Genomic DNA, 25,152 nt, shown 5'->3' with positions numbered 1-25,152 from the left:
CCAAGCCAAAGAAAACCAGTAGCTGAGGCACAAGGCTGTGGGCGAGATACGCATTGGCATCTCCGGATGGCGCTACGCGCCCTGGCGGGGGATTTTCTATCCCGATGGCCTGCCCCAGGACCGCGAACTGGCCTTCGCCTCGCGGGCGGTGAACAGCCTCGAGATCAACGGGTCCTTCTACGCCCTGCAAAATCCGGCACGCTACGCCAACTGGCGGGATGACGCACCGAAGGATTTCATCTTCGCGGTCAAAGCGCCGCGCTACATCACCCACACCCTCAAGCTCAAGGACGTCGAGAAGCCCCTGGCCAACTCTTTCGCCTCGGGGCTGCTGCAGTTGGGAGAAAAACTGGGGCCCATCCTCTGGCAATTCCCGCCCAGCATGGCGTTCGAAGCCGGCACGTTCGGCCGCTTCCTCGACCTGCTACCCGGCACCACTCATGCCGCGCTGGATTGCGCCAGCCATTGCAGTGATCGCCTGAAGAAGGTCGGCTATCAGGAGGCATCCGCTCGCGGCACGCTGCGCCATGCCGTTGAGATTCGCAACGAGAGCTTCGCCTGCGATGCCTTCGTGCAAATGTTGCGCGATCACAAGGTCGCCCTGGTCATCGCAGACACCGCCGGCAAGTGGCCTTATCTGGAGGACCTGACCAGCGACTTCGTCTACCTGCGTCTGCACGGCGACAAGGCGCTCTACGCAAGCGGCTATACCGAGCAGGCCCTGGCGCGCTGGGAGACGCGTATTCGCACCTGGAGCGCTGGTCTGCAACCTGGTGATGCCTTTGTAGTGGATGAGCACGGAACCCGGCTGCGCAAGTCGCGGGACATCTATTGCTACTTCGATAACGACCAGAAGGTGCGCGCGCCTTTCGATGCTCGCCGCCTGCTCGAACGCCTGGACCTGACCAGGGACCTGGAAACCCAGCCTGGTGTATTGCAAGGAATCCCACCGTGACCACGACCATTCCCATGCCTGAGATCGTCATCGACAGGATCACCGCAGTGCATCGCCTCAAGGTGCTCACAATCAACATGCACAAGGGGTTCAATGCCTTCAATCGGCGCTTCATACTCCCCGAGTTGCGAGATGCCGTACGCGCCACGGATGCCGACCTGGTGTTCCTGCAGGAGGTGCTCGGCAGCCATGATCGCCATGCCCGGCGCTACCATGACTGGCCGCCGACGTCGCAGTACGAGTTCCTCGCCGACAGCATCTGGCCGCAGTTCGCCTACGGGCGCAATTCGGTCTACCCGCACGGCCACCACGGCAATGCCCTGCTTTCAAAGTTCTCCATCATCGAGCGCGAGAACCTCGACGTGACGGTGCATGGCAATGAGCAGCGCGGCCTGCTCCATTGCATCCTGGACGTGCCGGGACACCGTGAAGTGCACGCCATCTGCGTTCACCTCGGGTTGCGCGAATCCCACCGCAAGCTACAGATCAGGCTGCTCGCGGAACTTTTAAGCAGCCTCAATCCTGCTGCCCCGACCATAGTCGCAGGGGACTTCAACGACTGGCGGCTGCGGGCGGATGCGGTGTTGGCGGAGCACGGCCTGGTGGAAGCTTTCGGTTGGGCCTATGGAGCTCCGGCCAAGAGTTTTCCCGCGCGATTCCCGCTGCTCTGCCTGGACCGAATCTACGTCCGCAATGCCACGTGTCATGAGCCCATGGTGCTCGCAACCCGGCCCTGGTCGCACTTATCCGACCACGCACCGCTGGCAACGGAGGTGCACCTGTGAAACGGCAATGGCGTGATGGAAACCGCATCGAACTGCTGATCAATGGCGAGGAGTATTTCCCTCGTGTTTTCGAGTGCATCCGCGCGGCGACGCGGGAAGTCCTGGTCGAGACCTTCATCATCTTCGAGGACAAGGTCGGCCACGAGCTTCGGGAAGTGCTTATCGAAGCGGCTCAGCGTGGCGTGAGGGTCGAGCTGGCGTTCGACGGCTACGGCACGGCGGACCTGGGCGAAGAGTTCATCGCCAGCATGACCTCCGCTGGCGTCCGAGTGCATGCCTTCGACCCCAGTCCCCGCCTGTTAGGCATGCGCACCAACCTGTTCCGTCGGCTGCATCGCAAGATCGTCGTGATCGATGGAGAAATGGCCTTCGTCGGCGGCATCAATTACTCCGCCGACCACCTGGCGGACTTCGGCCCCATGGCCAAGCAGGACTACGCCGTGGAAGTCAGCGGCCCGGTGGTCGCCGACCTGCGCCGATCCAGCTTGCGCTTGCTCTCGCAGGTACTCGACGAGCCCAGTGAAATCCGTACTCCCGCTCGCACTACCGGCCAAGCGCGAATCCTGTTGGTCGAGCGCGACAACAATCGCCATACCACGGATATCGAGCAGCAGTACCTGGCGGCCTTCCGCGGCGCACGCTCGCGTGTGGTGGTGGCCAACGCCTACTTCTTTCCCGGCTATCGCCTGCTGCGCGAACTGCGCAATGCGGCCCGCCGTGGCGTCAAGGTGCAGCTCATCCTGCAGGGGCAACCGGACATGCTTTGGGCCCAGGTTTTCTCACGACTGCTCTACAAGTACCTGCTGCGCGAAGGCGTAACCATCTACGAATACTGCAAGCGACCATTGCACGGCAAGGTCGCCCTGGTGGACGAGGAATGGTCGACGGTGGGCTCCAGCAATCTCGATCCTCTGAGCCTGGCGCTGAACCTGGAAGCCAATCTGTTCGTGCGCGACCGGGCGTTCAACCAGTACCTGCACCGCCACCTGGAACAGTTGGCTACCGAGCACTGCAAGAGCATCAGCCTGGAACGCATGGTCCGTGGCTACTGGTGGCGGGCACCGTTGATTTTCCTCTGCTTCCACTTCATCCGGCGTTTCCCCGCCATCGCCGGCTGGTTCCCCGCCCACCGACCCAACCTCGAGTCCCAGCATCCGGCCAAGGATGAAGAGCCCCATTTGGACGAGGGCAAGACCTGATGAGCGAGTCCACCAGGAAACCGTGGATGAAATGGGGTACGCGGCTGCTGACCGTGTTCTTCATACTGTTGATGCCGGTCCTGCTTTACCTCGTGGCGCGGAACGTCGACTGGAACGAAGTGAAACAATCGCTGCAAGCCTTCAGCTTGACCACGCTGCTGGTAGGCGGCGCGCTGGCCTTCTCCAGCTACATGGTGTTCAGCATTTTCGACCTCATCGGGCGGGCCTACACCGAACACCACCTGCCCGCGCGCCAGGTGCTCCCGGTAGCGTTCGTCTGCTACGCGTTCAACCTCAACTTCACGACCTGGGTCGGTGGCGTGGCACTGCGCTATCGACTCTACAAACGCATCGGCCTGGATACCGGCACCGTCACGCGGATCATCAGCCTCGGCATCGTTACCAACTGGATCGGCTACATGGCCCTGGCGGGCGTGATCTTCTCCCTGCGCCTGGTGAAACTCCCGGCCAACTGGAGCCTGGGTGTGACGGGCCTGCAATTGATCGGCCTGCTGCTATTGGTGCTGGTCGGCCTCTATCTGTATGCCTGCGGCTATGCCCAAGCGACGTACCTGGTCCTGGCGGGACCACCAGATCACCCTGCCCTCGCTGCGTCTGGCGCTGATACAGGTCTGGCTTGGCGCGACCAACTGGACACTGATGGCTTCGCTGATCTTCTGGCTGCTGCCCCACGGACACGGCACCTATTACCCCTCCATTCTCGGCATCCTGCTGATCAGCTGCGTGGCCGGCGTCATCACCCATATTCCCGCCGGCCTCGGGGGTACTGGAAACGGTTTTCCTCGCCCTGCTGCATGACCAGGTCAGCCAGGGCGGGCTGGTAGCGGCCCTGCTCGGCTATCGCACCCTGTATTTCCTGGTACCCCTGCTGGTGGCGGCAGTTACCTATCTGGTCCTGGAAAAGCGCGCCAAGACCATCCGCCTGCAGCATAAGCACAAGGTCCGGCCAGAAAAATCTTCCACGGGTTGAATGCGCCCTGCCGGTATTCCTGGCGCGGCTCATTTTCGGGTCTTGCGCGGGCGTGGGGCCTCTTCGCTTTCCTTGGCGTTTCTTTCACTCCGGGTCGCCTTGCCACCCAGGCTGCGACGCAGCAGTTCGGTGAGGTCGATGATCTCTGCGCTACGGCCGGCGGTTTCCTCGCCCGGCTGCTCGACGCGTTCGATCCTGCCCGCCTTGGCCTTCTGCTCCACCAACTCCATCACCTTCGCGCTGAAACTGTCCACGTAGGAATCCGGCTCCCAGTCTGCGGTCATGTCCTGGATAAGGCGGCTGGCCATTTGCATCTCGGCCTTGGACAATTTCGGGCTGGTTACATCGGTGCCCAGGTCGAGCACGTCCAAACCACGTACTTCAGCGGGCCAACGGAGCATCACCAGTACCAGCGCTTTCTCCACCGGCATCAGCGCTGCCAGATGTTGGCGTGTGCGCAGCACCACCTCCGCGAGAGCGACCTTGCCCGAAGCTTCAAGGGCTTCGCGCAGGAGGGCATAGACCTTGCCGCCACGTTTGTCGGGGCTGAGGTAGTACGGCGCTTCGATGTTCTGCAAGGGAATCTGCGCGGCCTCGACGAAGGCGAATATGTCGATGGTCTGGGTCGACTCCGGATGCGCCTGGCGGATTTCGTCCTCGCTCAGGATCACATAGTGGCCATCGCCATACTCCACGCCCTTGATGATGTCCTGGCTCTTCATCTCCTGGCCAGTGACCTTGTTCACCCGCTTGTAGCCGACCGGCTCCATGCTGCGCTTGTCGAGCCAGTCGAAGTCGATACCGCTGGATTCGCTCGCGGAAACCAGGGCAACCGGGATGTGCACGAGTCCGAAACTGATGGCGCCTTTCCAGATTGCGCGTGCCATTGAAGTGTCCCCTTCGCGGTGGCCTACACTCGAGCGACCGACCCGACCCCGCGAAAGTTGCAGGAATCCGCCGGACTACCTGCCAGGCCCCGGGGTGACGGTTGCCCTGACGTAGCGGTTACTGCCGCAGCGGCTGCAGCGTTGCTGTGCCACGTCCTCATTGCCGAGCCGGATCGGCGTCTCCCGCATCCATGCACACCCTCGGAAGAAGCAGATGAAAGTCATCACAGCCTCCCTCGCATTTCGCGAGAGTCGTGCTTGACCTTTGGACAATCAGGGTTGCTTGTCGGCTCATGTCATCGACAGGTGCGTCACCGTCCGACGGATAGGGGGAACCCCTGCAGGCGCGCCGGGAGTCTACCTCCAATACATCAAGCGAAAGAGAGCGCCACGGACATGTCTACGAAGACGCTATTCCTCATCAGCTACATCCTCGACAACCAACCCCGCAGCGTCGAGGTTGAGTCGGACGCCGAAGCGATGACTCCGGACCAGGCCCGTTATTACCTGGGCTCCATCCATACTTCCTCTTCGCCCGAGGCCTTCACAGACGTACAGGTGACCCGGATCAGCCATCCGAAGATGGGTGGGCCTACACCTGCCCATAACCTGCAGCCATGAAAAACCTCGAAACCCCGGCGGTAAAGCTGGCCCTCTACGGCGCACAGAGCGCCCTGGGCTATGCGCTGATGGCGGAGGCACTGCATCGCCAGTATGAAGTCGGCGCCGTGATCAGCGATCTCAATGCGATTAGCGCACGCCCTGGTCTGCGTACTCTGACGGGCAATGCCCATGACGCCCTCAGCGTGAGCCGGACGGTAGTAGGCAAGAGTGCGGTGATCGGCATGCCTTGCGCTTCCGGTCCGCCGCTCACGGCGCAGGACGGCAGTGGCCATGATTTCCCGCAGGTCTATTCCGCCGTCAGCGCCCTGATCGATGGCCTGCGTATCGCGGGGGTGCAGCGGCTCATCGTGATAGATCCGCTCAAATGGCTCGAACAGTCGCCTTCCTGCCCTGCGCCGGCGGCGGAGTACCTGCAACGCCGCTTGCTGGACAGCGGGCTGGAGTGGACCCTGGTGGAAGCACCGGAAGGTTTCGACTGCGACCTCGAGTTCGATGACTTCATACGTGTCCCGGCGGAGAACAAGGCTCAATCGGTGCTGGCCCTGCAACGCTTCGCAATGGCGGTGCTGGACGAGCTGATGCTGTGCAACCACCTGCATCAACGCATCTCTGTCGATGGCGGTGACTGAACAGACTCAGGGCTCACCGGGTCGCGATGACGGAACGTGTATGCCCCAGATATCGGTGGCGTATTCGCGGATGGTGCGGTCGGAGGAAAACCAGCCCGTGCGCGCCGTGTTGAGAACAGCGGAGCGCCACCAGCGGGAGCTGTTCTGCCAGCATCTGTCGACCTGTCTCTGGGCATTCCAGTAGGCATCGAAATCCTCGCAGACCATGAAACGGTCCTCGCGGATCAGCGCGTCAACCATGCCCTGGTAACGCCCTCTGTCTTCCGGTGAAAACACCCCTGAGCGTACGGCGTCCAGCGACGCGCGGAGGCGTTCGGAACGGCCTACCGCCAGTTCACTGGCCAGGCCGCCCATGCGCCGCTGCTCGACCTGCTGCGCAGTCATCCCGAAGATGAACATGTTTTCCGCGCCGATCCGCTCGCACATCTCGACGTTGGCACCATCCAGGGTGCCAATGGTCAACGCACCGTTGAGGGCGAACTTCATGTTGCTGGTCCCGGAGGCTTCCAGGCCGGCAGTGGAAATCTGCTCGGAAAGGTCGGCCGCCGGAATGATCGCTTCGGCCAGACTGACGTTGTAGTTGGGGATGAACACCACCTTCAGCAGCCCGCGCACCGTGGGATCGTCATTGATGGTGCGACTGATGTCGTTGGCCAGCTTAATGATCATCTTGGCTTGCTGGTAACTGGCGGCCGCCTTGCCCGCAAAAATCTTCACGCGTGGCGCCCAGTCGGTGGCCGGGTCGTTGCGGATCGCCTGATAGAGCGCGACGGTATGCAGCAGGTTGAGGAGCTGGCGCTTGTACTCGTGGATGCGTTTGACCTGTACATCGAAGATGGCCTGGGTATCCACGGCAATACCCAGCCGCTGGCGGATCAGGTGCGCGAGTGCTTCCTTGTTGTGCTGGCGGCGGAGACAGAACTGCTTGCGAAAATCCTGCTTTTCGGCAAAGGGTTCGAGCTTCTGCAGGATGGTTTCCGGCGAATCCAGCACGCCCTCCCCCAGGGTCTCTACCAGCAACCGCGTCAGCTGCGGATTGATCTGGAAGAGCCAGCGGCGGAAGGTTACCCCGTTGGTCTTGTTGTTCACCCGATCGGGGTACAGTCGGTGCAGGTGGCGGAAAACAGTCTCCTGCATCAGGCCGGTGTGCAGCGCCGACACACCGTTGACGCTATGGGCGCCAAGGAAGGCCAGATTGCCCATGCGTACCCGCCGTCCGTGTTCCTCTTCGATCAGCGACACCGAGCGCAGCAGTTCGAAGTCATGGATGTCCTTCGCCCGCAACGCGTCGATATGCAAGGCATTGATCAGGTAGATGATCTGCAGGTGACGGGGCAACAGGCGCTCCATCAGGGCGACCGGCCACGATTCCAGTGCCTCGGGCAATAACGTGTGGTTGGTGTAGGCCAAGGTCGCCACCGTCAGTTCCCACGCCTTGCCCCACTCCACTGCGTACAGGTCCACCAACTGGCGCATGAGTTCGGCGACGGCAATGGCCGGATGGGTATCGTTGAGCTGGATGGCTACCTTCTCCGGCAGATTGTGCACATCGCCGTACTGGTCCATATGCCGCCGCAGCAGATCCTGGAGCGACGCCGAAACGAAGAAGAACTCCTGGCGCAGCCGCAATTCCTGGCCGGCTTCGGTGATATCCGCGGGATAGAGTACGAGGGAGATGGCCTCGGCGCGCACCACGTCAACCACCGCACCGATATGGTCACCGGCATTGAACCGTTCCAGTTGCAGGTCTTCCTCGGCGCGCGCCCGCCACAGGCGCAGGGTGTTGACCGCAGAGCGGCGCCAGCCGATCACCGGGGTGTCATAGGCAATGGCGCGTATGGTCTCGTGGGGTTGCCAGATCTGCCGGCTGTTGCCGCCCTCCTCCAGATGGGTGAAGACACTGCCGCCGAAGCCGATGCTATAGGCCACCTCCGGTCGCTCGAACTCCCAGGGATTGCCGAAGTCCAGCCAGGTCTCCGTCTGTTCCGCCTGCCAGCCGTCAATGATCGCTTGACGAAAAAGTCCGTGCTCGTAGCGAATGCCGTACCCGTGCGCGGCCAGCTGCAGGGTCGCCATGCTTTCCATGAAACACGCCGCAAGGCGGCCCAGGCCACCATTGCCGAGCGCCGCGTCAGGTTCCACTTCACGGATGCGGTCAAGATCGACGTTCAGCTCTGCCATCGCCTGGCGAGCCACTTCCAGCAGCCCCAGATTGCTCAGGTTATCCATCAGCAGACGGCCGATGAGGAACTCCAGAGACAGGTAATAGATTCGCTTCTGGTCCTGCCGGTCGACCTGGCTGGAGGCCTCTTCCCACTGGTCGATCAAGTTGTCACGCGTGGCCAGGGCCAGCGCCTCGAACCAGTCATGGTCGAAAGCGTTTTCCGGGGACTTGCCAACCGCGTACTTGAGTTTCGCCAGGATGCTGTCCTTGAACGCCTGGACTGCATCGGCGGAGTTAGGCTGCTCGGCCATGACCGCCTCTCGTCAGATGCAATGGGTTTCAGAAGACCTTGCGTAGCGATTCGTAGGAGATAGCGCCAAGTCGTTGCAGCAGCATGGTTTTCTTCGCGTTCCAGGTATCCTGGTCGCGAATGCTGTCGAGCAGGTCATGCCCCTGCAGGGTCAGCGAACTGGCTACGCGCCCGGATTCGCCGTTCCATTGGTGTTGCTCCTTGCACTCCACCAGGCCTGCCTGTTCGAGGAGATGAAGGTGATAGTCGGCTTCCTCCAAGCTGCACCCATCGGTGCAGTGGAGAGAAGCGAGATGGCCCGGCTCCATGGCCTCGATTTCCAGCAGCAACTCCCTGATCAGATCCCAGTTCCGCTTCATGGCTGGTTGCTCCTCGTCGCCGGTGATGGCCCCTTCAAGATGAGTCCACGGGAGCGCCGACGAGTTCAGACTTTCTCGCCCCGATGGCGCCCGTTGATCAATCGCCCTGAACTCTCCGCAAGCCCGCCCGTTCAGAACCAGTGAACAGCTCCCCGGAGATCGACCATGCGCATCGCCCCCCTGATACCGCTGCTTTGCCTCCTCGGCGCCGGTCCGGCCCTGGCCGATGCCTGCCATGTCATGACCCGTTCTTCCAGTGCCGCAGTGCCAGAAGTCGAGATGGAAACCTGCTACGAGTTCACCGGCATGCCCGAATCGGCGATCGACTGGTCCTGCAGCAATGAAAGCAAGGAAATGCTCAGCAGCCAGAAGCGCAAGGTGGAAAGGTGCGCCGACGATACCCAGGGCCAATGCGTGGCGGCCCTCACCCAGGAATCGCTGGCAAACTACCGGTCCACAGCGGAGACCGAAAGCCAGGCACGACCGGCCATTCCCAATGACGCCAAGGTGGTCACCAACTTTTACAGCGTCGCCAATCTGGGTCAGGCCCGTGCCGACTGTGAAAACAGCGGCGGCACGTGGCGGGAGCAGTGATGAAGAATCACGACGGAGTACTGTTGCTGCAGGTCGGCGAACGCTTCCTGGAACACGAACTGGCGGTACACCGGGTGCTTGGAGAGAAACTTGGGGAACTGCTGGGATGCCCGTTTCTCGGCCGTTACGATCCACTGCGCCATGACCGTGGACGTTACTACCTGATTCCCGATGAAACCCTGATCGGCAGCGGCAAAGGACTAGGCATAAACGGGCCGGAGGATTTCTTCGGCGGTCTTGTGCCACACCCCTTCACAGCCACAAAGGCCATCACCCATCCGCTGTTCAAACTGCCGGCGCGAGTACCGCCAGGCTGGTCGGAACGCTTTGCCGAGCAAGCGGCCAAGGCAGTCCTGCACGGCTACACGGTATTCGACCTGGCCGACGCCCGGCGTGCCGGTGAAGCCATGCTGGAACATGGCCCGCTGCGCCTGAAACCGGTACGGGGCAAAGCCGGTCGGGGCCAGCAAGTGATCTGGAACCAGCACGACCTCGGCCAAGCGCTGGACGAACAGGACCTGGAAGAGATCGGAACCTGGGGACTGGTGCTGGAAGAGGATCTGGACCAGCCGGAGACTTTCAGTGTCGGCCAGGTACAGGCTGCCGGCCTGGTCGTCAGCTACTTCGGCACTCAGCAGCTGACCCGCGACAACGATGGTGACAGCGTGTACGGCGGCTCGCAGCTGACGTTGGTGAGGGGCGACTACGCGGACCTGATCAAACTCGATATCCCGGCCACGACACGCCTTGCCATCGAACAGGCGCGCATCTACGAGAAGGCTGCTTTCGACAGCTATCCGGAGATGTTCGCCTCACGCCGCAACTACGACATCGCAAGGGGGCTGGACGCCCTCGGCCAACAGCGCTCCGGCGTCCTGGAGCAATCCTGGCGCGCAGGCGGTGCGAGCGCGGCAGAAGTGTTCGCCCTGGAAGCTTTTGCCGCTGATCCGACGTTGACGAGCATCTGTGCCTCGACGCATGAAATCTATGGCGACGCAACGGCTCCTTCCGGCTCGATTCCACTCTTTCAGGGGATGGAGCCGGGCCTCGGCAAACTCTCCAAGTACGTCAAGGTGGAACCTCATGACAGCACATAGCGAACAGGTGGAAATCGTTGTGGACAACGAAGCCATAGCCGGAACGCTCCTGGCGCCCGAGACCAGAGTCCCGGGCGTTCTCTTCGTGCATGGCTGGGGCGGCAGCCAACAGCGGGACCTGGCCCGCGCCCGTGGCATTGCTGGTCTGGGCTGCGTATGCCTGACCTTCGACCTTCGCGGCCACGAGAAGACCATCGCCGCGAAGGAAAGCGTCACCCGGCGGCACAACCTCGAAGACATCGTGGCTGCCTACGACCGACTGGCGACCCATCCGGCGATCGACGCCGAGGCCATCGCGGTGATAGGCAGCAGCTACGGCGGCTACCTCGCGACCTTTCTCTCCACGTTGCGGCCGGTGAAATGGTTGGCCCTGCGGGTGCCCGCGCTGTACTGGGACGATGAGTGGGATTTACCGAAGCATATGCTGGACGCCGGGCGTCTGGCGCGGTACCGCAACATTCCCTGGAATCCGGTGGACAACCTCGCGCTGAAGGCCTGTGCGGGGTTTACCGGAGATGTCCTGCTGGTGGAGTCCGAGCACGACACCTTCGTGCCGCACACCACCCTGATGAGCTATCGCGCGGCGTTCGAGCGAGCCCACTCCCTGACCCACAGGATTCTGGATGGCGCGGACCATGCCCTTAGCCAGGACTGCGACCAGCAGGCCTACACGGGAATCCTCACCAACTGGTTCAGCGAGATGGTCATCGGCGCGCGGGTGGGTAGCTATCCCCATCATTCGGCGCGCTACTCCTAGCGCAGGACGCATAGGGTCGAGCCAGGCCACGGAACTGGCCACAGCAACGCAGGATAGGTGAAGTTTTCGATACCCATCCGCATCTCCGCATGGGTATCGCTCCGCATGGTTTCCCGAGTCCAGATGATCAGCTCAGATTCGCCCACTTTCGCGCAACGCACGGATCTGTCCATGATTGCGTATCACGCCGGCGTACTGCACCTGGACGATCTCGCGTATCGCGGGTGGCAAGGGTTGATCCAGGGCCTTCTGATAGTCTTCCATCGCGGCGTCCTCGCCCCGCTCGCACTCATCGAGGATGGCCTTCTCGTTCTGCCCGGTGACGAGCGCCTTGAAATCGATCCAGTGGCGGTGCATGTCGCCGCCAATGCTGGTGTCATCCTCGGGCGTGTCACCCAGCTCCATAACCAGACTCTGCAGTTTCTCTGCCGACGCCGCGCATTCTTCGGCGCGGGCCTCGAAGAGTTCCTGCAACGGTGGGCTCAGGACCGCCTTGGCGCAGGTGCGAAAACCCTCTTCTCCATCCTTGCAGGTCTGTACGAGTCCGTTGAGGACCTTGGCCGTTTCGTGTCGATCGATCATGACTGCCTCCCATGCCGGACGTCCCGGCTCGCTCGTGGCTTCGTGTCGCACTTACAGGTGACAGGCACTCTCCAAGCGGCGTTCGAGTTCACTGATGGCCGGTACCGATGAAACAACCTGAACGACCACGAGCCAGGCCAGTCGACTGTTTCAGGGGCCCCAGCCGGGGCCTTCGCATTGAAAGGAATAACCGAGATGAAAATCAGCGAAGTCATGACGCGAAACGTTCAGACCACTACGCCGGAGCGAAGCCTGCGGGAAGTCGCTTCACTCATGGAGAGCATCGACAGCGGCGCGATCCTGGTGCACGAAGGCGATAGGCTGGTCGGCATGGTTACCGATCGGGATATCGCCCTGCGCGGCGTAGCAGCGGGGCTTGGCGGGGAAACGCCGGTGCGTCAGATCATGAGCGGCGATGTGCGCTACTGCTTCGAAGACGAAGACGTCCAGCACGTCGCCGCCAACATGGCGCAGATCCAGCTGCGCCGGCTCCCCGTGCTCAATCGCGAAAAGCGCCTTGTGGGTGTGGTGTCACTCGGCAATATCGTCGCCAGTCGCAGTGAGCACGCCAGCGCCACGGTACTCCAAGGCGTCGCTCGCGCTCACTGACGGGGCGCTCGAGTCCGATCTACGGTTCTTTTCAGCGCGCAGGCCGGAAGATCAACGTACCCAGTGGCGGGAGGTCCAGCAGCAGCGACTGGGCCTCGCCATGGGCAATCACCGGCTCACTGTCGAGGGCTCCCGAGGTACCCGCGCCCGAGCCGCTGAAGCGTTCCTCATCGGTGTTCAACAGCAATTGCCAGAGTCCGGCCCTGGGTACGCCGATGCGGTAGGCGTTGCGTGGCTCGGGGGTGAAATTGTGCACCACCAGCAGCGGTTTACCGTTTTCGCCATGGCGCAACCAGGCGTAGACGCTGTTGTGGGAGTCGTCGCCGATCAACCACTGGAAACCGTCGGCGCGTCCGTCGCGCTGATGGAGCGGTGGCTCCTGCCGGTAAAGGGTGTTGAGCGTCTGCACCAGGTCGCGGACGGCGGCATGCTCCGGGTAACGCAGCAGGTACCAGTCCAACTGTTGGTCATGGTTCCACTCCCGCCATTGGCCGAATTCGCAGCCCATGAACAGCAACTTCTTGCCTGGATGGGTCCACATGAACGCGAGATACAGGCGCAGGTTGGCAAACTGCTGCCACCGGTCCCCAGGCATCCGCCCCAGCAACGATCCCTTGCCATGCACCACCTCGTCGTGGGAGATCGGCAGGATGAAGTGCTCCGAGAAGGCGTAGAGCAGGCCGAACGTCACCTGATGGTGATGGTGCTTGCGGTGGACCGGCTCTTTCTGGATGTAGGCCAGGCTGTCGTGCATCCAGCCCATGTTCCATTTGTAGGAGAACCCCAGCCCGCCCTCCGCTGCGGGGTGGCTGACGCCCGGCCAGGCGGTGGACTCCTCGGCTATGACCAGGGCGCCTGGCACCTCGCTGCGCACCACCCCGTTGAGATGACGGAGGAACTCGATGGCTTCGAGGTTCTCACGCCCTCCGTGGCGGTTGGGAATCCACTCGCCTTCCTTGCGCGAGTAGTCCCGGTAGAGCATCGAGGCTACCGCGTCCACCCGCAGGCCGTCGACGTGATAGACACGTAGCCAGTGCAGCGCCGAGGCCAGCATGAAGCCATGCACCTCGCTGCGGCCGAGGTTGTAGATCAGTGTGTCCCAATCCTGGTGGAAGCCTTCGAACGGGTGCTGGTATTCGTACAGTGCCGTCCCGTCGAACCGGGCCAGCCCATGTTCATCGGCGGGAAAGTGCGCCGGAACCCAGTCAAGGATCACCCCTATTCCCCCACGGTGGCAGGCATCGACGAAAGCGGCGAAATCCTCCGGGCTGCCCAGACGTGCGGTGGGCGCGAATAGCGAGAGCGGCTGGTAGCCCCAGGAGCCGCCGAAGGGGTGCTCCATGATCGGCATCAACTCGATATGGGTGAAGCCCACTTCCAGGATGTAGGGAATCAGGCGATCGGCAAGTTCCGCCCAGCTCGGTGGACGCTCTTCGATCCATTGCCAGGAACCAGCATGCAGTTCGTAGATGGCCAACGGCTGGCCTGGCTGCTGGGCGACCTTGCGCCGGTCCATCCATTCCTGGTCCTGCCATTCGAATGCCAGCGCACCAGTCACGCGGGAACTGGTCGCGGGCGGCGGCTCGCCGGCCAACCCAACCGGATCGGCCTTCAAGGGCAGAAGCCCTTCGGCACCGAGGAGTTCGTACTTGTAGCGCTCACCAGGCTCCAGGCGCGGAATGAAGATTTCCCAGATTCCGGCCGGATAGCGCCTGCGCATGGGGTGCCGGCGACCATCCCAGGCGTTGAAATCACCTACCACCGAAACCCGTCGCGCATTAGGCGCCCACACGGCGAAGCGCACGCCGGGTATCCCGTCCTGTTTCATGACCTGCGCCCCAAGGCAACTGCCGAGTTCGTGGTGGTTGCCCTGGGCAAACAGGTAGAGATCGAGGTCTCCGAGCAGCGGGCCGAACGCATACGGGTCTTCAGTAATCTGCTCGGCATCGGGCCACTGGATGCGTAGCAGGTACTTGCGCGGCTCCGCCATCAACCCCTCGAACAGCCCCTCCGGGTCGGCCCTGACCATCGTACCGAGCGGGCTCTGGTCGACGGCATCCAGCAGCTCCACCGACTCTGCGCCCGGCAACCATGCCCGTACCCCTACGCCGTCGGCCTCGATATGAGGGCCGAGATAGCTGAAGGGGTCCCCTTCTTCCGCCCGGCGCAGGCGTTGCAGCGCTTCATCGATCATGTGCGGTGTCCCAGCAGGTGGCGCGCCAGTTCCAGCAGCCCGTGCAGGGGCACGTCGATCCAGTCCGGGCGGTGACCGCGTTCGTAGAGAATTTCATAGGCGACCTTTTCCAGGCTGAACAGCGCCAGGGCAGCGCCCTCGCCTTCCCGGCCGTGCCATTCATGGGGCAAGCACCGGGCAGCGAGCCGATAGGCATCGAGGAAGGCAGTGCGCGCATTGGCCCGATAGCGGGCGATGACCGTGGTGCACGCATCCCGCGCTTCGACGGTGCTGTCGGCACCGCAGACCTTGCGCCGGGCCACTGCCGCCGCGTAGTCGAACGACCTGAGCATGCCGGCCACATCCTTCATTGGGCTATGGCGTTGGCGTCGCTCAGCCAAGGGCCGGTTGGGCTCACCCTCGAAGTCGATGATGTAGGCATCACCCTGCACCACCAGCACCTGACCCAGGTGCAGATCGCCATGCACGCGAATCCGGATGCCTCCGGCAGCCAGGGTCGCCAGGCGGCCGATGACCATCAGCAGGCGCTCTTCCTCGGCGCGCAGCCACCGCAAAGAGCCGACATCGTCCGAACCCAGCCGTTCCTCGACATGGGCCAGGGCGCTCAAAGCCTCGCGCAGCTGTGCGCTGATGCGGGTGGCCCACGTGGAGCTGTCGCCTTCGTCGCTCGGCTGGTATCCGAAATCGGGATCCTCGGTGGGCCGCGCCAACACCGCGTGCATTTCGCCGATGCGCTTGCCCAGGGTACCGGCGAATACCCGAAGCTCCGCCAGGGCACCCTGGTCGCTGTCCGCCTCCCCACCAGCCATGCAATCGCGTATGGCCCGATCAAGGTTGTTCAGCGTCCAGGTCCAGGCATCGCCCTGGTTGTCCAGATAGCGCTGCAAGACCATCAGCGTATGCGGCTGGCCATCCTCGTCCACGCGCAACACCTCGCCCAGGAAAGGCGCGACGTGGTTGAAGCCGTGATGGGTGAGGAAGCGTCCCATCTCGACTTCCGGGTGCACACCGGGGAAGCCACGACGCAGCAGTTTGAGCAACAACCGGCCACCGATCAGCGCGGAACTGTTGGATTGTTCCGCGGTGATCAGTTTCACCTCGGGGTGCGGGCCCGGATCGAAGTCGGCCAACGCGTCTTCGGGGAGGAACTGCAGTTCGCCATCCGCACCGCGCAGCACCGAGCCAGCACGCAGGTGGCGCAGGATGTCGAGGCTGAAGCCCGGCAGCGAGAATGCATCGGTCAGCAGCTCGACCTTGCGTCCTCGACGTATCCGCGCCAGGGCGAGCTGTTGCGGGAGGTCGCTGCCGCTGGCGCGCTCAGGTACCACGGCGAGCGGCAACTGGTAGCACTCGGGACCATGGGCGCCGTGGACCTCGATTTCCGCGATCACCGGAGCGTCCGGCCCCTCGTCGAGCGGCATCGCATAGAGCAGGTGCACGCTGCCTGCCGCGACTTTACCTCCCCCGAACCAGCGGCGCTTGGGTAGGTAAAGCGGAAGTGCCTCGAACTCCAGGGTCTGGCGCGCCTTGATCTGGATGATTTCGTCGATCTGCCGCAGCAGGACCAGGGTCTGCAGTTCCGGCATCCGCTCGACTGGCTTCTTGTGCCAGCTGGGCATCTGCGAGGCATCGGCCAGGTAGAACCAGTAGAAGCCGTAGGGCGGTAGTGTCAGGAGGTAGGTGAGCTGGCCGATGGGTGGAAATGAGGCGCCGCCGACCATTTCCACCGGCACGCGGCCGTCATAGTCGGCCAGCTCCAATTCGACGGCCTGGGCGGCACTGGAGAGGTTGGCCACGCAGAGGATGCTCTCGTCGCGCCCGTCGCCATCGCGATATTCGCGCAGGTAGGCAAGGATGCGCCGGTTGCTCGGCGAGAGCATTTTCACGCTGCCCCGGCCGAAAGCCTTCTGCTGCTTGCGCACATTGAGCATGCGGCGCATCCAGTTGAGCAGCGAATGAGGATCATGGGCCTGCGCTTCGACATTGATGGTCTGGTAGCCATACAGCGGGTCCATGATCGGCGGAAGGACCAGGCTGGCGGGATTCGCACGGGAGAACCCGCCATTGCGGTCGATCGACCACTGCATCGGCGTGCGCACGCCGTCCCTGTCTCCGAGGAAGATGTTGTCGCCCATTCCGATCTCGTCGCCGTAATACAGCGTCGGTGTCCCGGGCATGGACAACAGCAGACTGTTCAGCAATTCCACGCGACGACGGTCGCGCTCCACCAGTGGCGCCAGGCGACGACGGATACCCAGGTTAAGTCGCGCCCGCCGGTCTCCCGCGTAGTAGTCCCAGAGGTAGTCGCGCTCGTCATCGGTGACCATTTCCAGGGTGAGTTCATCGTGATTACGCAGGAATATCGCCCACTGGCAGTTCGGCGGAATCTCCGGCGTCTGGCGCAGGATGTCGGTGATTGGGAAGCGGTCCTCCTGGGCGATGGCCATGTACATGCGCGGCATCAGCGGAAAGTGGAAGGCCATGTGGCATTCGTCGTCCTCGCCGAAGTACGGACGCGTGTCTTCCGGCCACTGGTTGGCTTCAGCCAGCAGCATCCGATCCTGGTAGCGCGCATCCAGCTCGGCACGGATGCGCTTGAGCACGGCGTGGGTCTCCGACAGGTTCTCGCTGCTGGTGCCGTCGCGCTCGATCAGGTACGGGATCGCGTCCAGGCGCAGTCCGTCCACCCCCATGTCCAGCCAGAAGCGCATGACCTTCAGCACCGCGCTCAGCACGCGCGGATTGTCGAAGTTCAGATCGGGCTGGTGGGAATAGAAACGATGCCAGAAGTATTGGCCGGCCACCGGGTCCCAGCTCCAGTTCGATTTCTCGGTGTCGATGAAGATGATCCGGGTGCCGGAGTACTTGTCGTCCGTATCCGACCAGACGTAATAGTCCCGTACCCGGGAGCCCTTCCTGGCGTGGCGTGCCCGCTGGAACCAAGGGTGCTGGTCCGAGGTGTGGTTGATGACCAGCTCGGTAATCACCCGCAGCCCCCGACGATGGGCCTCGTCGATGAAGCGTCGGGCATCGGCAAGGGTGCCGTAGTCCGCGTGCACCCCCCGGTACATGGCGATGTCGTAGCCGTCGTCGCGCCTAGGCGAGGGGTAGAACGGCAGCAACCAGATGGTGTTGACGCCGAGTTCGGCGATGTAATCCAGCTTCTCGATCAGCCCGGCGAAATCACCGACACCGTCGTTGTTGGCGTCGTAAAAAGACTTCACATGGACTTGGTAGATGATCGCGTCCTTGTACCAGTGCGGGTCATTCAGGAAAACGAACCTTCCACTGCGCTTGGCCATGGGCATACTCCTGTTCTCAACGGACCGGACGGACACGCCAGATACCGAATGGCAGGTGCGAGGGGTCGATGCGCATCCATTGCACCTTGCCGTGCCATGTCCAGCGGTGGCCGCTCATGAGGTCCTCGCCTTCCAAGTCGGCGTCGTCCGGTAGTCCGAACTCCCACAAGGGGAGCTCGAAATGCGCTTCCTGTGGCTGCTGCGGATCGAGGCTGATGGCAATCAGGATGAAGTTCGACAAGTCATCGGTGCGCTTGCCGAAGTAGAGGATCTGGTCGTTCCACGCGTTGTAGGCCTTGAAGCCCAGATGGGTCTGCAGGGCGGGATTGTCGCGGCGGATCATGTTCAGTTGCGTGATCTCCGCGCGAATGTTGCCGGGAGCGTCGTAGTCCCGCGCGCGCAGCTGGTACTTCTCTGAGTTCAGGTATTCCTCCTTGCCGGGCACGGGCGCCGATTCGCACAGCTCGAAGCCCGCGTACATACCCCAGAGCCCGGAGCCCATGGTCGCCAGGGCGGCGCGGATGAGAAAGCCGGCGCGGCCTGCGTGCTGCAGGAAGAACGGGTTGATGTCCGGCGTATTCACGAAAAAGTTGGGACGGTAACAATCCCGCCAGGGCGGCTGGTTCAGCTCAGTGAAGTACTTCTGCAATTCGGCCTTGGTATTGCGCCAGGTGAAATAGGTGTAGCTCTGGCTGAAGCCGAGTTTTCCCAGCCGCGCCATCATGGCCGGCCGGGTAAAGGCTTCGGAGAGGAAGATCACCTGCGGATGCCGCTGCCGCACTTCGGCGATCAGCCATTCCCAGAATGGCAGTGGCTTGGTGTGCGGGTTATCGACGCGAAACAGGCTGACGCCCTGCTCCACCCAACCGAGCACGACGTCCCGCAACGCCAGCCACAGGCCGGGGATGGCCGGCTCGGCGTAGAAGTCGACATTGACGATGTCCTCGTACTTCTTCGGCGGATTCTCCGCGTGGCGAATGGTGCCGTCCGGTCGCCAGCTGAACCAGCCCGGATGCTGCCGGAGCCACGGGTGGTCGGGGGAGCACTGGATGGCGAAGTCCAGGGCCACCTCCAGGCCGTGCGCATGAGCCGTATCAACCAGCATGCGGAAATCCACGAGGCTGCCCAGTTTGGGATGGACGGCATCATGGCCGCCCTCTTCGCTACCGATGGCGTAGGGGCTGCCGGGATCGTCCGGCCCGGCATGCAGGCTGTTGTTGGGGCCTTTGCGATGGGTCCGGCCAATGGGATGGATGGGTGGGAAATAGAGCACGTCGAAACCCATCCCGGCGATGTCCGGCAGGCGCCGACAGACATCAGCGAAGGTACCGTGACGCGTTGGGTCATTGCTTTCAGAGCGGGGAAAGAGCTCATACCAGCTGCCGAACAGGGCGAGGCGCCGTTCCACTTCCACGGGGTACGTGGGGCTGCGCAGGAGATGAGGACGGTGCTCGGCGCGTCGCATCAGCGCGCCTATCTCAGTTTCGATGAACAGTGCCACCTGGTCCTGGATTCCCCGGCAGCCATCGAGTCGTGCCAGGAGTTGGCCGAGTTCCCTTGTCATGTGCGCTGGAGCCTCGCCGGCAATCCGTCGGACCAGCGCTGCACCTTCGGCCAGTTCCAGCGACACCGGGACGCCAGCCCCATACTTCTTCGTCAATTCGTAACGAAAGCTCGCATAAACGTCCTGCCACGCTTCGATGGCGAACTCCAGGCGTCCTTCCGCCTCGGGCATCAACAGGGCGGCCCAATGATCGTTGCCGAGAGGCTCCATCGACACGCGTCGCCAGTCGGAGTGTCCCGCCATTTTCCAGAGCAGGTCCGCCGCCAACTGGTCATGGCCGTCGGCGAAGATGACCGCCCGGACTTCCAGGGTCTGGCCGCAAATGCATTTGGCTGGAAAGCGCCCGCCGTCGACCACCGGTTCCACTCCCTCGATGGCCAAGCGGGGTTCCCGTGCCGCGCGAATCGCCGTGGATTCTCCTTCTTGCGTCGGAAGCATGCTCCTGGCTCCTTGAACGCCTCGCAGACGATGCAATCGGTTGAGTCGGCCCGGCCAGCACGATCCTGCATCGACACGCTGGGCTCCTGGATTCCGAGAGTGCGACGTCAGGAAAAGTTCAGGTGGATTTCCTACTCCTTCTCCTGATCGTTCTTGCCGTTCCCCGCAGGGTCGACCAGCAACGGGAGTACATGCAGCACCATCAGTGCCAACAGGGTTGCGAGCACCGCCGTGGCCTCCCGACCCAAGCCGACGGCAACACCAATGGCGGCGGCAGACCAGATACCGGCCGCGGTGGTCAGCCCCTTAACGTCGGCAGGACTGCGCCCCTTGAGGATGGTGCCGGCGCAGAGGAAGCCGATGCCCGCCGTAATGCCCTGGATTACCCGGCTAATAGCGTCGTGGCCTGCCCCGTCCTGTTCCAGGGCCATGACGAACAGTGTCGCGCCGAGACAGACCAGCATGTGGGTGCGCATGCCGGCCGATTTACCCTTGACCTCCCGTTCGTAGCCAAGCAATCCCCCAAGGAGAATCGCCATCAGAAAACGCAGCAGCGCTCGAACCAACCCCTCGACGTCGCCGAGATCGGCAAAATCCGCAAGCAGGGTGTCGAGGATGCGTTCACCCAGTTCCATCGCGCGCTCCGAATGGGCTGCATGACATTCTGAAAACAACCACTGGAATCAGTTCGCGCTATCGGAGTAACGGCGAAACCGTTCATCAGCCAGGGCGAACCGCTGGCCCGCGGACGCCTCTTTCGATGTAAGGCCATGCGGCGCAACAGTTGCAGGCGACCTCAGGAGGAACCACTCAATGCCACGCGGAAGCAAAGCCAAGTACACCGAGAAACAGAAGCGCAAGGCCGAGCACATTGAAGAGAGCTACGAGGCCAAGGGCGTGCCAAAGGAAGAAGCCGAAGCGCGCGCCTGGGCGACGGTCAACAAGCAGTCCGGCGGCGGCGAACGCGCCGGCGGGTCCGGTCAGCGCACCAGCGCCGGGGAAAAGCAGGCAGCCCGTAAATCCTCCGCCCGTCGCGCAGTGGCGACCCGCAGAGGCCTACCTCGCCCCGACCAGAAAATGAACGCCATGAGCAAGAGCGAACTAATGGAGCACGCACGCAAGCGCAACATTCCTGGCCGATCCAGGATGCGCAAGGATGAACTGATCGAGGCGCTGCGCGAACCCGCCTGAGCCCTTCTTCCCCTGGCCGTCGCAGCAGTATGGCGACGGTTCTTCTGGTTTGTGGACGCGGCGGGGATTTTCCCGGTGGCCAATTCATCCGCCTTGGGGCATACGCAGCAGCCAGCGCTTTTTCGGTGCACCAGGCGATGTTCCATGGGGCTCCGAGGGGGGATAAAAAGAGCGCTATCCACCCTGCGGCTACGTCCAGTTCCCAGGGCGTCCAGCGAGCTTGCGATAGCCATCAGCCCGGACCGCATGGGTAGCGCCACCCAGCCTATGCCGCAGAGCTCCCCACGAGCTACAAGATCCGGGGCTGGAGAGGGCTGGGCAAGGTATCGGTCATCACGGTGAAATCGGATCGCTTGCCGGGAAGGTCTCTTCCAGGGCGTGATCGACCTGGGTTTCGCGTGGCTGATCTCGCGCGTTGGCCTCGCCACAACGGCAATCCGGATCGCGGCATTGCTCGTCGTCCGTAGGATGGCCTTCGGCGCACGCCGGGCAGCAAAAGGCGCGCCCTTCACGTATCACGGCGTCGGAGCCCACCTCACAAGTGCATTCAGGGCAGGCGCAGCGCGTACCATTCATGGTCTTACCCTCCAGAGGTAGAAGCCCAGGGCTGTGTTGGGCTGGGGCACATGGCTGATCAGTGGCCGCTGGCGGTTTTCCGGGTAGCGGTGCTTATGCGGTAGCTGCATGATTCAGACCCTTCCTGCCGCTTGGCTGGTAGCCTTGCCTCGCTGTTTACGCGACCGGCGTTTTTTGCTCAGCGACACCACGACCTTTACGCCGAAGCGATTGGCGGGGACCCAACTGATCCTGGAATCGTTCATGGCAGTACCTCCCCGCGCCTGCGGCGCGAGCAATCACTCGTTTCCGTCGTCATCCACCGGAGACACCCGGTCGGTCCAGGGCTTGCCGTCGAGGGGGGCGGAACGCGCAAGCTCCCCTTCATCGAGACCGATGCCGCCGCCGATCTCGGATTCACCCACCGTGCGCAGTTCGGTATCTGCTGGGCCACCGCCAGGTTCTTCCGGCGAGCGGGCGCCAGTCTGGTCATACGGGGCGTAGGGTGACTGGTCGCCGTGTTCCACCACAGACTCCGACGCATATTCCTGCTCGGCCTCGCCGGTCGGGCGCAAGTCTTCGATGCTGCCCTCACGGGTATCTCGCTCCTGATTGAAGTCCAGCTCGCGAGGTGAGTTCATGCGGTACTCGGTATCTTCCCAGGGGGTGGGTTTGTCGCGAATCATGATGGCTCTCCGATTGGGTTACCTGTTTCAGTCGACTGGCCGGCCGCAGCAATGATTCAGACTTTTTGCCAGACGGATGAGCAGCTGGCGGGCATGAAAAGGCCCGAAGCATGTCCGGGCCTTCTGGCGCATCCAGCACCCGGATGCCTCGCCCCACTGATCAGCCCCTGGCACGCTCTGCGTTGCGCAGCGCCTTGATCTGATCATGGTTGCGCATCACCCCTTCATACTGCCGCTGCACGATGGCGCGAATGTCCGTTGGCAGGTTCGTTCGCAGCGCTTCGGCATAGTGCTTCTTGGCCACGTCCTCGCCGCGTTCGGCTTCGTTGAGGATGACTTCCTCATCCTTACCGGTCACCAGGGATTTCAGGTCGACCCAGCGCCGATGCAGGTCGCCACTGACGCTGGTGCTTTCTTCGGGCTTGCCTCCGAGTTCCAGCACCGCTCGCTGCAGTTCGGCTGCCGCCGTACCGCATTGCCGTGAGTGCTCCATGAATACTTGCTTAAGGTCAGGCCGTTTGACGTCCTCGGCACAGACCTTGAAGCCTGCTTCGCCGTCCTTGCTGGTTTCGATGAGGTTGTTGAGGGTGTGAACGATCTCTTTGCGATCTTCTGTGAGTTCCATGTGTCAGCTCCTGGCCTTCGACGGCCAATGTGTGGGTGGGTGACCCGAGCCGGGCCTACGCAGGTTCCGACGTATTACCCGCAGTGATCGTTCAGGTATTTTTCCCCGGCGGTCATTGGCGCCGCGATGGATGACATGGAGTCCACATGATCGGCGCACGGTCACATGTGAGTAGCCATCCTGCGAAGGTCATTGCCATGGACAAGAGCAACAGCGACAAGACCCCGGCCCTCACCGCCAGCGAAGAGCGCGAAGTACACAAGAGCAAGCCACCGCGCGCCGCCGTGGTGCACGAGATCATCCGTTTGCAGGGTGACCAGGAGCTGCAACGCACGGTCGCCGCGCTGTGGTGGTCGGCACTTGCAGCAGGGCTGTCCATGGGCCTTTCGATGATGGGCATGGGATTGCTGCGGGCGCGCCTGGAGGGCATCGAGAGTGCCGTGGCAATTTCCAGCATCGGTTATTCGGCAGGCTTTCTCGCGGTGATCCTCGCCCGCCAGCAACTCTTCACTGAGAACACCCTCACGGCCGTGCTGCCGTTCATGAACAAGCCTACGCTGGGCAACCTCAGCCGCCTGGGCAAGCTCTGGAGCGTGGTACTGGCTGGCAATCTCGCGGGGACGTTTCTGGTGGCCTACGGGATGCTCCAGTTACCGATCTTCGACACGCAAACCGACGAGGCTTTCCTCGAAATCGGTCGCAAGCTGATGGAAAACGACAGCACCCAGATGTTCGCCCGTGGCGTTATCTCCGGCTGGATGATCGCCACCATGGTCTGGATGATCCCGGCCCAGGAAAGCGCCAAGTTCTGGATCATCGTGATGGTCACCACACTGATGGGCCTGGGCGACTTTACCCATATCGTGGTCGGCTCGGTGGAGGCCGCTTACCTGGTGTTCGCCGGCGAACTGGCGTGGATGGAGTTCTGGCTGGTGTTCGCCGCTCCAACCCTGGCCGGCAACATCGTCGGTGGCAGTTTCATCTTCGCGCTGATCAGCCATGCCCAGATCCGCAGCGACGTCGAACTCCAGCAAGCAGAACGAGAGCGCCGCCGCGAGCTGGTCGCAAAGCCGGAAGACGACTAACTAGGTGCGCTGGACCGTCAGCAGCACGGCCGCGATGCGCTCGGCATGCTGGTAGGCGGACTCGTCCAACTCCTCGCCGAACACGTCCGGGTCCAGCTCCCGGTAGTGCCATTGGCAATCGCAAGCGTCGAGGCATTCCGCAATGCGTTCATAGAATCCGTCCCGCCCGTTCACCATGGCCACGCCGGTATAGAGCAGCAAGGCGCCGCCAGGTGCCAGGCGCGCCACACCGCTGTCGAGGATGGCAAGGGACAGCCCGCTGCCCATCTCCCCTCCCCCGTGGCGGTAGCTGCGTTGAGCCGGGTCCAGCATGTAGGGCGGATTGGCAACAATCAGGTCGAAGGTGCCTTCAGCCTCGCGCAACAGGTCGCTGGCAACCGCGCGTACTCCCGGCGTTGCCGCCAGGCGAGCGTTGACCCGGGTGAATTCCAGTGCCCGCAGATTGATATCCAGCGCCTGGACATCCGCTCGCGGATAGCGTTGGGCGATGCGGATGGCCGCCGCGCCAGTACCGCAGCCCACGTCCACGGCCTTGCGCACCTCATGGCCGCGGGTGTCGAGCAAAGCGTCGATGGCTTGTACAAACCGGTAGGTATCCGGGCCGAAAAACACCGCATCGGCAGCATCGGTGGGGAACGCGGAGTGCACGTAGAGCTCATCGCCCAGGTCGGACCAGCGAACCACGGAGCGGAAACCGTCGACCCCAGCGGACAGCACATCAGCTGCCTCCATCTGGCGGAACAGGGATTCACCAACCACATTACGGACGAAGGGACGGCTCCAGCCAAATACTCCGGCCAGGTCCGTCGCCATGGCGTTTCCAGGACGGCGGTTGATGCGCTGGTGGGTGGCAGGTGTGACGGTGGTGAAGCGATAGCCGCTTTGCTTCAGCGACTCGCCCAGTTGCAGCAGGGCCTGGTTGCGTCTGGACAGCTCAGTGCAGGTTTCGTCGAATTGCATGGTCCTGGCC

At 62.7% G+C, this 25,152-nt stretch carries 24 protein-coding genes and 1 pseudogene; 12 read left to right on the top strand and 13 right to left on the bottom strand.

All coding sequences use genetic code 11. The annotated features are described in order from the left end of the window. The first annotated feature begins 37 nt into the window (after nucleotides 1-37). The 4 genes and pseudogenes from D6Z43_RS06080 to D6Z43_RS06065 all read left to right on the top strand — a co-directional run bounded on the left by D6Z43_RS06080 (nucleotide 38) and on the right by D6Z43_RS06065 (nucleotide 3,930). Complete coding sequence (locus D6Z43_RS06080; RefSeq protein ID WP_120651092.1) at nucleotides 38-955, top strand: DUF72 domain-containing protein; 918 nt, start codon at nucleotides 38-40, stop codon at nucleotides 953-955. Next, a complete protein-coding gene (locus tag D6Z43_RS06075) occupies nucleotides 952-1,740 on the top strand; it encodes an endonuclease/exonuclease/phosphatase family protein (protein WP_120651091.1) in 789 nt (262 codons plus the stop codon). Before D6Z43_RS06080 ends, D6Z43_RS06075 begins: the two co-directional genes overlap by 4 nt. Next, complete coding sequence (gene clsB, locus D6Z43_RS06070; protein WP_120651090.1) at nucleotides 1,737-2,939, top strand: cardiolipin synthase ClsB; 1,203 nt, start codon at nucleotides 1,737-1,739, stop codon at nucleotides 2,937-2,939. Before D6Z43_RS06075 ends, clsB begins: the two co-directional genes overlap by 4 nt. Continuing rightward, nucleotides 2,939-3,930, top strand: a pseudogene (locus D6Z43_RS06065) (lysylphosphatidylglycerol synthase domain-containing protein). Before clsB ends, D6Z43_RS06065 begins: the two are co-directional and overlap by 1 nt. Before the next feature lie 29 nt (nucleotides 3,931-3,959). On the opposite strand, the gene D6Z43_RS06060 reads toward D6Z43_RS06065, so the two are convergent. Together D6Z43_RS06060 and D6Z43_RS28545 are read right to left on the bottom strand one after the other, a co-directional pair. Next, nucleotides 3,960-4,817 carry a Ku protein gene (locus tag D6Z43_RS06060; RefSeq protein ID WP_120651089.1) on the bottom strand — a complete coding sequence of 286 codons (858 nt, stop codon included), beginning with the start codon at nucleotides 4,815-4,817 and terminating at the stop codon, nucleotides 3,960-3,962. Between the two features lie 75 nt (nucleotides 4,818-4,892). Then, nucleotides 4,893-5,042, bottom strand: a complete 150-nt coding sequence (locus D6Z43_RS28545) for a PSPA7_2676 family Cys-rich small protein (RefSeq protein ID WP_305955705.1) — start codon at nucleotides 5,040-5,042, stop codon at nucleotides 4,893-4,895. A 171-nt stretch (nucleotides 5,043-5,213) separates the two neighbouring features. On the opposite strand from D6Z43_RS28545, the gene D6Z43_RS06055 reads away from it, so the two are divergent. Next, on the top strand, nucleotides 5,214-5,438 hold the full coding sequence (locus D6Z43_RS06055) for a hypothetical protein (RefSeq protein WP_120651088.1): 225 nt from the start codon (nucleotides 5,214-5,216) through the stop codon (nucleotides 5,436-5,438). Continuing rightward, entirely contained in the window at nucleotides 5,435-6,070 is a 636-nt protein-coding gene (locus D6Z43_RS06050; protein ID WP_120651087.1) for an NAD(P)H-binding protein, read from the top strand. Before D6Z43_RS06055 ends, D6Z43_RS06050 begins: the two co-directional genes overlap by 4 nt. A gap of 6 nt (nucleotides 6,071-6,076) precedes the next feature. Here D6Z43_RS06050 and D6Z43_RS06045 read toward each other — a convergent pair whose 3' ends face one another. Next, entirely contained in the window at nucleotides 6,077-8,545 is a 2,469-nt protein-coding gene (locus D6Z43_RS06045) for a glycogen/starch/alpha-glucan phosphorylase (RefSeq protein WP_120651086.1), read from the bottom strand. 28 nt (nucleotides 8,546-8,573) lie between these two features. After that, nucleotides 8,574-8,903: a DUF2513 domain-containing protein gene (locus tag D6Z43_RS27800; protein ID WP_162945813.1), complete on the bottom strand. Its 330-nt coding sequence runs from the start codon at nucleotides 8,901-8,903 to the stop codon at nucleotides 8,574-8,576. Nucleotides 8,904-9,068: 165 nt separating this feature from the next. Here D6Z43_RS27800 and D6Z43_RS06035 point away from each other — a divergent pair, with 165 nt between their 5' ends. The 3 genes from D6Z43_RS06035 to D6Z43_RS06025 are packed head-to-tail and all read left to right on the top strand — an operon-like array spanning nucleotide 9,069 to nucleotide 11,351. Next, nucleotides 9,069-9,497 (top strand): hypothetical protein, encoded by a 429-nt coding sequence (locus tag D6Z43_RS06035; protein WP_120651085.1) that lies wholly within the window; start codon nucleotides 9,069-9,071, stop codon nucleotides 9,495-9,497. Then, the gene (locus D6Z43_RS06030) at nucleotides 9,497-10,594 is read left to right on the top strand and encodes a DUF3182 family protein (RefSeq protein ID WP_120651084.1); all 1,098 of its coding nucleotides are present in this window, start codon (nucleotides 9,497-9,499) and stop codon (nucleotides 10,592-10,594) included. Before D6Z43_RS06035 ends, D6Z43_RS06030 begins: the two co-directional genes overlap by 1 nt. Next, the gene (locus D6Z43_RS06025) at nucleotides 10,581-11,351 is read left to right on the top strand and encodes a S9 family peptidase (RefSeq protein WP_120651083.1); all 771 of its coding nucleotides are present in this window, start codon (nucleotides 10,581-10,583) and stop codon (nucleotides 11,349-11,351) included. Before D6Z43_RS06030 ends, D6Z43_RS06025 begins: the two co-directional genes overlap by 14 nt. 132 nt (nucleotides 11,352-11,483) lie before the next feature. Here the strand turns inward: D6Z43_RS06025 and D6Z43_RS06020 are convergent, their stop codons facing one another. Next, nucleotides 11,484-11,933 (bottom strand): PA2169 family four-helix-bundle protein, encoded by a 450-nt coding sequence (locus D6Z43_RS06020; RefSeq protein WP_120651082.1) that lies wholly within the window; start codon nucleotides 11,931-11,933, stop codon nucleotides 11,484-11,486. 195 nt (nucleotides 11,934-12,128) lie between these two features. Here D6Z43_RS06020 and D6Z43_RS06015 point away from each other — a divergent pair, with 195 nt between their 5' ends. Further along, nucleotides 12,129-12,542 (top strand): CBS domain-containing protein, encoded by a 414-nt coding sequence (locus tag D6Z43_RS06015; RefSeq protein WP_120651081.1) that lies wholly within the window; start codon nucleotides 12,129-12,131, stop codon nucleotides 12,540-12,542. Nucleotides 12,543-12,573: 31 nt separating this feature from the next. On the opposite strand, the gene glgB is transcribed toward D6Z43_RS06015, so the two are convergent. The 4 genes from glgB to D6Z43_RS05995 all read right to left on the bottom strand — a co-directional run bounded on the left by glgB (nucleotide 12,574) and on the right by D6Z43_RS05995 (nucleotide 20,675). After that, complete coding sequence (gene glgB / locus D6Z43_RS06010) at nucleotides 12,574-14,736, bottom strand: 1,4-alpha-glucan branching protein GlgB (protein WP_120651080.1); 2,163 nt, start codon at nucleotides 14,734-14,736, stop codon at nucleotides 12,574-12,576. Next, the gene (gene treS, locus D6Z43_RS06005; protein WP_120651079.1) at nucleotides 14,733-18,038 is read right to left on the bottom strand and encodes a maltose alpha-D-glucosyltransferase; all 3,306 of its coding nucleotides are present in this window, start codon (nucleotides 18,036-18,038) and stop codon (nucleotides 14,733-14,735) included. Before treS ends, glgB begins: the two co-directional genes overlap by 4 nt. Nucleotides 18,039-18,054: 16 nt before the next feature. Further along, a complete protein-coding gene (locus D6Z43_RS06000; protein ID WP_120651078.1) occupies nucleotides 18,055-20,040 on the bottom strand; it encodes an alpha-1,4-glucan--maltose-1-phosphate maltosyltransferase in 1,986 nt (661 codons plus the stop codon). 131 nt (nucleotides 20,041-20,171) lie between these two features. Further along, nucleotides 20,172-20,675, bottom strand: a complete 504-nt coding sequence (locus D6Z43_RS05995) for an MgtC/SapB family protein (RefSeq protein WP_120651077.1) — start codon at nucleotides 20,673-20,675, stop codon at nucleotides 20,172-20,174. Nucleotides 20,676-20,853: 178 nt separating this feature from the next. Here D6Z43_RS05995 and D6Z43_RS05990 point away from each other — a divergent pair, with 178 nt between their 5' ends. Next, nucleotides 20,854-21,231 carry a Rho termination factor N-terminal domain-containing protein gene (locus D6Z43_RS05990; RefSeq protein WP_120651076.1) on the top strand — a complete coding sequence of 126 codons (378 nt, stop codon included), beginning with the start codon at nucleotides 20,854-20,856 and terminating at the stop codon, nucleotides 21,229-21,231. Nucleotides 21,232-21,564: 333 nt separating this feature from the next. Here D6Z43_RS05990 and D6Z43_RS05985 read toward each other — a convergent pair whose 3' ends face one another. The 3 genes from D6Z43_RS05985 to D6Z43_RS05975 form a co-directional block, all read right to left on the bottom strand. Further along, entirely contained in the window at nucleotides 21,565-21,807 is a 243-nt protein-coding gene (locus tag D6Z43_RS05985; RefSeq protein WP_120651075.1) for a metallothionein, read from the bottom strand. A 278-nt stretch (nucleotides 21,808-22,085) separates the two neighbouring features. Continuing rightward, nucleotides 22,086-22,472 carry a phosphotransferase system, HPr-related protein gene (locus D6Z43_RS05980; protein WP_120651074.1) on the bottom strand — a complete coding sequence of 129 codons (387 nt, stop codon included), beginning with the start codon at nucleotides 22,470-22,472 and terminating at the stop codon, nucleotides 22,086-22,088. 160 nt (nucleotides 22,473-22,632) lie between these two features. Continuing rightward, nucleotides 22,633-23,097, bottom strand: coding sequence for a PA2169 family four-helix-bundle protein (locus D6Z43_RS05975; RefSeq protein WP_120651073.1), 465 nt, complete (start codon nucleotides 23,095-23,097; stop codon nucleotides 22,633-22,635). 197 nt (nucleotides 23,098-23,294) lie between these two features. On the opposite strand from D6Z43_RS05975, the gene D6Z43_RS05970 reads away from it, so the two are divergent. After that, nucleotides 23,295-24,182, top strand: a complete 888-nt coding sequence (locus D6Z43_RS05970) for a formate/nitrite transporter family protein (RefSeq protein ID WP_120655197.1) — start codon at nucleotides 23,295-23,297, stop codon at nucleotides 24,180-24,182. Here the strand turns inward: D6Z43_RS05970 and D6Z43_RS05965 are convergent, their stop codons facing one another. Beyond that, nucleotides 24,183-25,142: a class I SAM-dependent methyltransferase gene (locus D6Z43_RS05965; protein WP_120651072.1), complete on the bottom strand. Its 960-nt coding sequence runs from the start codon at nucleotides 25,140-25,142 to the stop codon at nucleotides 24,183-24,185. It lies immediately after the preceding gene. Nucleotides 25,143-25,152: the final 10 nt, after the last annotated feature.

It is taken from the genome of Pseudomonas sp. DY-1 (genome assembly GCF_003626975.1).
GTDB lineage: Bacteria > Pseudomonadota > Gammaproteobacteria > Pseudomonadales > Pseudomonadaceae > Metapseudomonas.
Note: the sequence above shows the minus strand (reverse complement) of the source record. Positions and strands in the feature narration are given on the sequence as shown.

Bases quoted from the DNA above. Each gene is read 5' to 3' on its own strand.
- D6Z43_RS06060 (WP_120651089.1), bottom strand. From the start codon at position 4,817: ATGGCACGCGCAATCTGGAAAGGCGCCATCAGTTTCGGACTCGTGCAC.
- D6Z43_RS28545 (WP_305955705.1), bottom strand. From the start codon at position 5,042: ATGACTTTCATCTGCTTCTTCCGAGGGTGTGCATGGATGCGGGAGACG.
- D6Z43_RS06055 (WP_120651088.1), top strand. From the start codon at position 5,214: ATGTCTACGAAGACGCTATTCCTCATCAGCTACATCCTCGACAACCAA.
- D6Z43_RS06050 (WP_120651087.1), top strand. From the start codon at position 5,435: ATGAAAAACCTCGAAACCCCGGCGGTAAAGCTGGCCCTCTACGGCGCA.
- D6Z43_RS06045 (WP_120651086.1), bottom strand. From the start codon at position 8,545: ATGGCCGAGCAGCCTAACTCCGCCGATGCAGTCCAGGCGTTCAAGGAC.
- D6Z43_RS27800 (WP_162945813.1), bottom strand. From the start codon at position 8,903: ATGAAGCGGAACTGGGATCTGATCAGGGAGTTGCTGCTGGAAATCGAG.
- D6Z43_RS06035 (WP_120651085.1), top strand. From the start codon at position 9,069: ATGCGCATCGCCCCCCTGATACCGCTGCTTTGCCTCCTCGGCGCCGGT.
- D6Z43_RS06030 (WP_120651084.1), top strand. From the start codon at position 9,497: ATGAAGAATCACGACGGAGTACTGTTGCTGCAGGTCGGCGAACGCTTC.
- D6Z43_RS06025 (WP_120651083.1), top strand. From the start codon at position 10,581: ATGACAGCACATAGCGAACAGGTGGAAATCGTTGTGGACAACGAAGCC.
- D6Z43_RS06020 (WP_120651082.1), bottom strand. From the start codon at position 11,933: ATGATCGATCGACACGAAACGGCCAAGGTCCTCAACGGACTCGTACAG.
- D6Z43_RS06015 (WP_120651081.1), top strand. From the start codon at position 12,129: ATGAAAATCAGCGAAGTCATGACGCGAAACGTTCAGACCACTACGCCG.
- glgB (WP_120651080.1), bottom strand. From the start codon at position 14,736: ATGATCGATGAAGCGCTGCAACGCCTGCGCCGGGCGGAAGAAGGGGAC.
- treS (WP_120651079.1), bottom strand. From the start codon at position 18,038: ATGGCCAAGCGCAGTGGAAGGTTCGTTTTCCTGAATGACCCGCACTGG.
- D6Z43_RS06000 (WP_120651078.1), bottom strand. From the start codon at position 20,040: ATGCTTCCGACGCAAGAAGGAGAATCCACGGCGATTCGCGCGGCACGG.
- D6Z43_RS05995 (WP_120651077.1), bottom strand. From the start codon at position 20,675: ATGGAACTGGGTGAACGCATCCTCGACACCCTGCTTGCGGATTTTGCC.
- D6Z43_RS05990 (WP_120651076.1), top strand. From the start codon at position 20,854: ATGCCACGCGGAAGCAAAGCCAAGTACACCGAGAAACAGAAGCGCAAG.
- D6Z43_RS05985 (WP_120651075.1), bottom strand. From the start codon at position 21,807: ATGAATGGTACGCGCTGCGCCTGCCCTGAATGCACTTGTGAGGTGGGC.
- D6Z43_RS05980 (WP_120651074.1), bottom strand. From the start codon at position 22,472: ATGATTCGCGACAAACCCACCCCCTGGGAAGATACCGAGTACCGCATG.
- D6Z43_RS05975 (WP_120651073.1), bottom strand. From the start codon at position 23,097: ATGGAACTCACAGAAGATCGCAAAGAGATCGTTCACACCCTCAACAAC.
- D6Z43_RS05970 (WP_120655197.1), top strand. From the start codon at position 23,295: ATGGACAAGAGCAACAGCGACAAGACCCCGGCCCTCACCGCCAGCGAA.
- D6Z43_RS05965 (WP_120651072.1), bottom strand. From the start codon at position 25,142: ATGCAATTCGACGAAACCTGCACTGAGCTGTCCAGACGCAACCAGGCC.